The 5907-nt window shown below is 59.9% G+C and carries 4 protein-coding genes and 1 pseudogene; 4 read left to right on the forward strand and 1 reads right to left on the reverse strand.

Features of this window, described 5'->3' with window-relative positions; translation table 11 throughout:
- Nucleotides 1-303 precede the first annotated feature (303 nt).
- Complete coding sequence (locus tag ACH2EH_RS04805; RefSeq protein WP_395139462.1) at nt 304-1473, forward strand: hypothetical protein; 1170 nt, start codon at nt 304-306, stop codon at nt 1471-1473.
- A gap of 41 nt (nt 1474-1514) precedes the next feature.
- Here the strand turns inward: ACH2EH_RS04805 and ACH2EH_RS04810 are convergent, their stop codons facing one another.
- Nucleotides 1515-3962: a tetratricopeptide repeat protein gene (locus ACH2EH_RS04810; protein WP_395139463.1), complete on the reverse strand. Its 2448-nt coding sequence runs from the start codon at nt 3960-3962 to the stop codon at nt 1515-1517.
- A 113-nt stretch (nt 3963-4075) separates the two neighbouring features.
- On the opposite strand from ACH2EH_RS04810, the gene ACH2EH_RS04815 reads away from it, so the two are divergent.
- The 3 genes and pseudogenes from ACH2EH_RS04815 to ACH2EH_RS04825 all read left to right on the forward strand — a co-directional run.
- The gene (locus ACH2EH_RS04815) at nt 4076-4981 is read left to right on the forward strand and encodes a diacylglycerol/lipid kinase family protein (RefSeq protein WP_395139465.1); all 906 of its coding nucleotides are present in this window, start codon (nt 4076-4078) and stop codon (nt 4979-4981) included.
- Entirely contained in the window at nt 4978-5727 is a 750-nt protein-coding gene (locus ACH2EH_RS04820; RefSeq protein ID WP_395139467.1) for an NTP transferase domain-containing protein, read from the forward strand. The genes ACH2EH_RS04815 and ACH2EH_RS04820 overlap by 4 nt, the downstream gene beginning before the upstream one ends.
- A pseudogene (locus ACH2EH_RS04825) lies at nt 5724-5907 on the forward strand (hypothetical protein); the annotation flags it as partial. The gene ACH2EH_RS04820 and the pseudogene ACH2EH_RS04825, both read left to right, overlap by 4 nt.

A 5907-nucleotide genomic window follows, 5' to 3' on the forward strand; every position in this document is an offset into this window, starting at 1 on the left:
TCTCCGGTGAAGCACGTCGGCTTGCCGAAGCCTGCGAGAACCTCAACTGGGATGATGTAGACAAGGCCAATGCTGAGACCGTCGCACGCGCGATCTGGACTTCACAGAAACCAACCGTGCCGTTTCCCAGTGCGCTCTATCAGCCGCCAACGGGCGGACATGACGACGATGAGTAGCGCCGTTAAGACTTCTTGTCACGTTTCTTTCACGCTGCCTTGCTAAAGTGGCTACATCACAAGCGGTGCAGGCGGATTGTCGGTGAATCAAAAGCGACAACCTTCCCTGCACCGTGACGAGGCAACGATGAAAACAAACCCGTGGCGCGGCTGGGCTCCACTCGCGCTCCTTCTGCTCGCTCTCATGTTTGCCCCTTCCCAAGCCAGTGCTCGCACCGACTTCGGTGTCGGAGACATTGTTGAGTTTAGTGGCGTCGGCCAGGATGATTTTCAGTCAGGAAAAACTTTTGTCGGGCAGGTGCTCACGGTTCAGGAAGGCGAGCCAAAGTATAGGGTGCGGATTCTCACGCTCGGCCAGGTGGCGACCGGAGGCGTTCACCGGGATGTCTATGTCTACTCGCCAAAAGTACGCGCATGGAGCAAGCCCTACACCAATGAATGGAATCCAGCACTCTGGATGGGAACCTGGAATGTCGGAAATGTGCTTGCCCGAACCATTGACAATGTCCGCAAACAAGACAATGGCTTCACGACGGGGGAGCGGAATCAGGCGATGCTTACGATTAATGGCATCCTCGTGATCCGCGCCAACGGAACCTTCGCGTGGCGCGTCTCCTCAACAGATCTTGTCCAAGGTCAGTGGATCAAGAGCGATGATCCCCAGTATATTCTTGTCTTGCAGAAGGCAAAATACGGCAACGACTACGTGGTCTACCCCAACGGTAAGAACGAAAAAGGCGAGCTGACCATCGGGCTACAGTCCACCATTGGCGCTTCCTGGCACAACGGGCCACGCGTTGGCAGCGCTCCCACAACCATCGCAAAGACAACCCCTAAACCAAACAAAACTGCCACAGTAAAACCAGCAAAACCTACCGTCGCCCCTTCTCGGCAGGCGCCTGATCAAGCCGTCCCACCGACATTCGCCGCCGGGGCCACCGTCGAGGTGTTCCGGGGAACCTACTGGCAGAAGGCCACTATTACCACCGTTGAAGGAAAGAAATACAACGTCCACTACGGCGACCGCTTCACCGCTGACGAAGCAGTCGAGGCGCTCTCGCTACGCGCGGAAAACAGCGGCCCTACCGGCCCCGTGCGTGTCGGCGATAAGATCGAGGTCATCCATAAATTTGTCAACGGAAAAGTTGCGATCTTCCCCGCCGTCGTTCTGGGCATTGAGAGAGGCGGCGTCTTGATCCGCTGCACCGCCAGCCCCGAGCTCGCCCACTTAGATCACTACGCCACCAACTCCGATGATCGTATGAACTCCTCGATCGTCCGTTTCTTAGGTCGCTGAGCGCCAGGCTTCCCGGTGGCGCTTGCCACCGGGAAATCCCCCTACCCTCCCGCCGCTTTGCGCCGCTTGGCTACCTCACGATTATCCTCGGCAGCCTTTAGATCGGGCTTGAGCTCCAGCGCTTTCGTGTAGTCATTGATCGCGTCATCGAACTTGCTACGCTGGAAGCTAGCATTCCCCCGCTTGAAGTAGTTGGTCGCGTCTTTGGGCTCCTCGGTGACGGCTTTATCATAGTCACTCCAGGCGGCATCGAAACGCTTCAGTGCGTAGTGCATATCCCCACGATTACACAGATATGTCGCACTCTTGGGCCGAATCGAGACGGCTTTATCGTAGTTAGCGAAGGCTTTCTCAAAGTCTTTCTTGGTCTCGTAGCAAACACCACGCCAGTTGTAGGCTTCGTGGTAGTCGCTCTTCAGGGAAAGGGCTTTCGTGCAGTCGGCAATCGCGGCATCGAGCTTTTCCTGCCGTGCAAGCACTCGCGACCGGCTCAGGTAGTCCTCTTCGTCGAGCGTGTCAAACTTTGCCTCTCTGTCAAACTCAGTCAGAATCTCTGCATCGGTGCGCTTGTCTCCCGTGAGTAGCCTGCGGAGCCGCGCCTCGGCCTTATCTTTCGCCCGCTGCGCCTTGATCACAGCAAGCGAGCTCTCCCCGAGCCGCTTGCTGGAGTCGGCGAGCTTGCCTAGAAGCCGCTTGAAGTCATGGCGAGCCGCCTCAGATTTATCGGCATCCGACAGATTGGTCGCAACAGCGGGCAGGGTTTCATCCTGCTCATGGGCTTTTGTGTAATCGGTGAGTGCCCCGGCTTTGTCGCCCTTGAGTCGCTTGGCCCGCGCCCGTCCCACCAGAAGATCAGCGTCGTTGGGAGCCAGCATAATGGCCTGGTCGAAGTCCGCAATCGCCTCCGGGTACTGCCGGTTCTCCACGTAGGCATCGCCCCGGCTGGCGTAGTTTCCTGCTGTGGGCTTGAGCGCCACGACCTGGCTCCAGTCGGCGATTGCCTTGCCCCAGTCCTTCTGTTGCTGGCGCAAGACCGCGCGCTTGACAAGATACTCCGGGTTCTGGGGCTCCGCTTTGACCACCAGATCGAGTTGCTCGCCCGCGCCCGAGAGATCCCGAGCCCCGCTCAGCGCATCGGCCAGCTTCAGGCGGGCTTTGGCATCGGTTCGTCCTCGTGCCACAGCCTGCTTGAGTTCTTTGAGCGACTGCGCCCGGTCGGCATCGGTTGCAGTAAAGCTACTCGTCAGCGCCAGCGCGTGCTCGTAGAGCGCATCGGCGTTGTTCGGATCAGCGGCAAGCGCACGGTCAAAGAACGCTCGTGCCTCTTTGACAACCCCGATCATTCCCAGATTCTCTAGCCTTCCACGGAGCACCAGTGCTGCAGCGTTCTTCGGCTCCGCCGTGATTAGCTCGTCGAGAATCTTCTTTGCCGCAGCGCGGGGCGAGGCGGAGTTAAAGAGCCCTCCCTTCTCCGCCTGCGCCAGATACTGCGCTGCCCGCTCCAGTGGCGGCAGCGTCTCCGACGGCATCGCCGCAAGCTTCTCACGGGTCGTCTTGAGCAGATCAATTGCCCGTGTGTAGTCAGGTTTTACCTTCACCGCAAGCTCCAGGTCGTTCACCGCTTCGGCCAGCCGCCCCAGCCGGGAGTAAGTTAGCGCCCGGTTCGTGAGGTTTATCGCCTGTGTCTCCACGGACTTCGTCACACCAGCAGCAGTGACAGCGACAGAGTAGTCCGCAATAGCCACCTCGTAGCGCTTGGCATTGAAATGCAGGTTACCTCGGTTTCCCCAAGCACCAGGCGTGAGAGGCCGAATCTCAATAATCTCGGTGTAGCCCGTCATCGCCTTGTCGTTCTCTCCCGCTGTTGCCGCTGCCATCGCGGCCTTGAATGCCGGATCAATGTCTGTCTTCTCATCAATGGCGCGGCGACCAAGCGCATTTCTCTGGGCACCCTCCTCGGTATAGGTGCGGGTGCGGCTCTTATCCAGAGAAAGCGCTTTTTCAAGGCAGATTTTCGCCTGCTCCAGGTTCCCCAGGAGGTACTGAGCATCAGCACGAAGCGTCCAAGCGGCCGCAAAGCCTTCCTCGGAGACACAGGCCGCAATCGCATCTACCAAAGCACGGTATGGCTCGTTCTTGGCACGCCACGCATCGGCGCGGTTCGTGTAGCCAATCGCCCGCAGGTGCGCCGTACCATCCGAGAGCGCAAGCGCCGTCAGCCCGCTCGTATTATCGGAGATCGCGCCATCCAAGTTATTGTTCTGCGAGCGTACAAAGCCGCGCATCAGCCAGCCCAGGGCATCTTTAGGGTCAAGCGCAATGGCTTTGTTGTAGAGTGCCTCGGCGGCAGCCCAGTCTTTCGCAGTAGACAGCGCCTCAGCGCGCTTCATCAGCTCCGGACGGCTCTCCTGGGTGCGGGCAAGCGTGGGGGCACTAACAGTGCCGACAAGCGCTGCGGTGATGGGCAAGACAAGTACAAATCGTTTCATGGCAAAAACTCCTGGTAACTATCCTACAGGTTTATCGTGACGGCAGCGTTACAGGAGCATAACAGGACCTTTCTCCCATTGCTCAATAGAGCGGGGTACGCTACAATCCGGCAATGGAACATCTAGTCAGCGAAGGCGGAGTGGTGATTTATAACCCGGTCGCCGGGCGGGGCTTGGGTGCCAAGCGCAAAGACGAAGCGCAGGCACACCTAGGGCCAGCGTTCGAGTGGGTTCCGACCCAGCGCCCCGGCCACGCGACCGAGCTGGCCCGGAAAGCGGCGAAGACCCACGAGGTTGTGGTGGCTTTTGGCGGCGATGGAACCGTCGGCGATGTCATGCGCGGGATTCTCCAGGCAAAGGCCGATGGCGATGCACCTCACGAAGCAACTCTGGGAATAATCCCCGTGGGCACGGGCAACGACATGGCCCGCAACTTAAAGCTCGTGCTCGAAACCCGTGAGGCCTGTGCCACCATTCTGGGGGGAGTTACCAAGCGCATTGATGTGGGAATGATCAACGGCACCCCGTTTATCAACAACGCCGGAACGGGCTTCGATGCCGCCGTGATGCACACGATGAACACGGGCATTAAGTTTGTCAGCGGGCAGCTCGCCTTTCGCCTGGCGATCTTAAAAACACTGGCCAAGTACAAGCCTTTCGCGCTCACGATCACTGCCGACGATGGGGAGAAGCGCCAGATGCGTGCATTTATGGTCTCGGTGCTCAACGGCAAGGTCTATGCCGCTGGGATGGAGGCCGCGCCTCACGCGGAACTAGACGACGGACGACTCGATGTGATGATTATTAAGCAGATGTCGAAGTTCAAGCTGCTCCCGGTCATCCAGCTCGTGGCGATGGGCAAGCACCTAGACCACCCCGCCGTGGAGATGCTGCAAGTGCGCAAGCTGGTCGTGGGGACGATCCCACCGCAGCCGCTCAACATTGACGGCGAGGTGCGGGGGCTCACTCCGATGAACATTGATGTCCGCCCTCGCGAGCTGAAAGTGCTCGTGCGGTGATTCCCGCCGTTGTGACCGCAGGCGGGCGGCTGGACGGCGCTCTGGCGGAGGTGACCGGGCAGAGTGTGAAAGCACTGGTGGCACTAGACGGTGCTCCTATGCTCCAGCGTGTCCTGGAGGCGCTGGCAAGCTCGGGTGTGGTCAGAGAGACGGTAGTGGTGGGCCCCGTCGCGCACCTGGAGCCGCATGTCACGCACCCAAACCGCCTGCTTGCAGAAGGCGATAGCGGCATTGAGAATCTTTCCCGAGGGCTGAAAGCCGTGGATGCTGGCGAGGGTTTTGCGCTCTTTGCCGCCTCGGATCTGCCGTACCTGTGCGCGGATTCCGTGCGTTGGCTGGTGGAGAACGCCCCCGAGGACGCCGACATTGTCTTTCCGATTACCGACCGACAGCGCTACGAGGCGCGCTTTCCAGGAACACCAGGCGCTTGGACTCGTCTCAGCGACGGCGAGCTAACGGGCGGTTCGGTCTTTCTAATGCGCCCCGCCGCCATTGCCCGGAACCGCGCCTTACTTGAGAGAGTTTTTAACGCCCGCAAAAGCCAGTGGCAAATGGCGCAGCTACTCGGCTTAAGCTTTGCGCTGAAATTTGCCACGGGTCGGCTGAGTGTTGCGGATGCAGTGGTGCGTGCCACGGCCCTCACGGGCTGTCGCTGTAAGGTGCTACGAGATGCCCACCCGCACCTTGCCTGCGACCTCGACACCCACGAGGAGTGGCTCTACCTGAAAGGGCTAGCACACCCATGAGCGATCCCATCCGCGAGGCACAGGATCGGCTTCGTGTTGCCCAGGAGCAGATGCGTGAGGCGCAGGAGCGCGCAGCCACTGCCGCCCGTGAGGCCGCCCACGAAGCGCAGGAGCGTGCCAAAGCCGCCCGCGATGCCATGCCCCCCGGCCTGCTCACCCGCTTGGCCTCCGCGTTTGTGG

It is taken from the genome of Armatimonas sp., from assembly GCF_043760365.1.
Classification (GTDB): Bacteria; Armatimonadota; Armatimonadia; order Armatimonadales; family Armatimonadaceae; genus Armatimonas.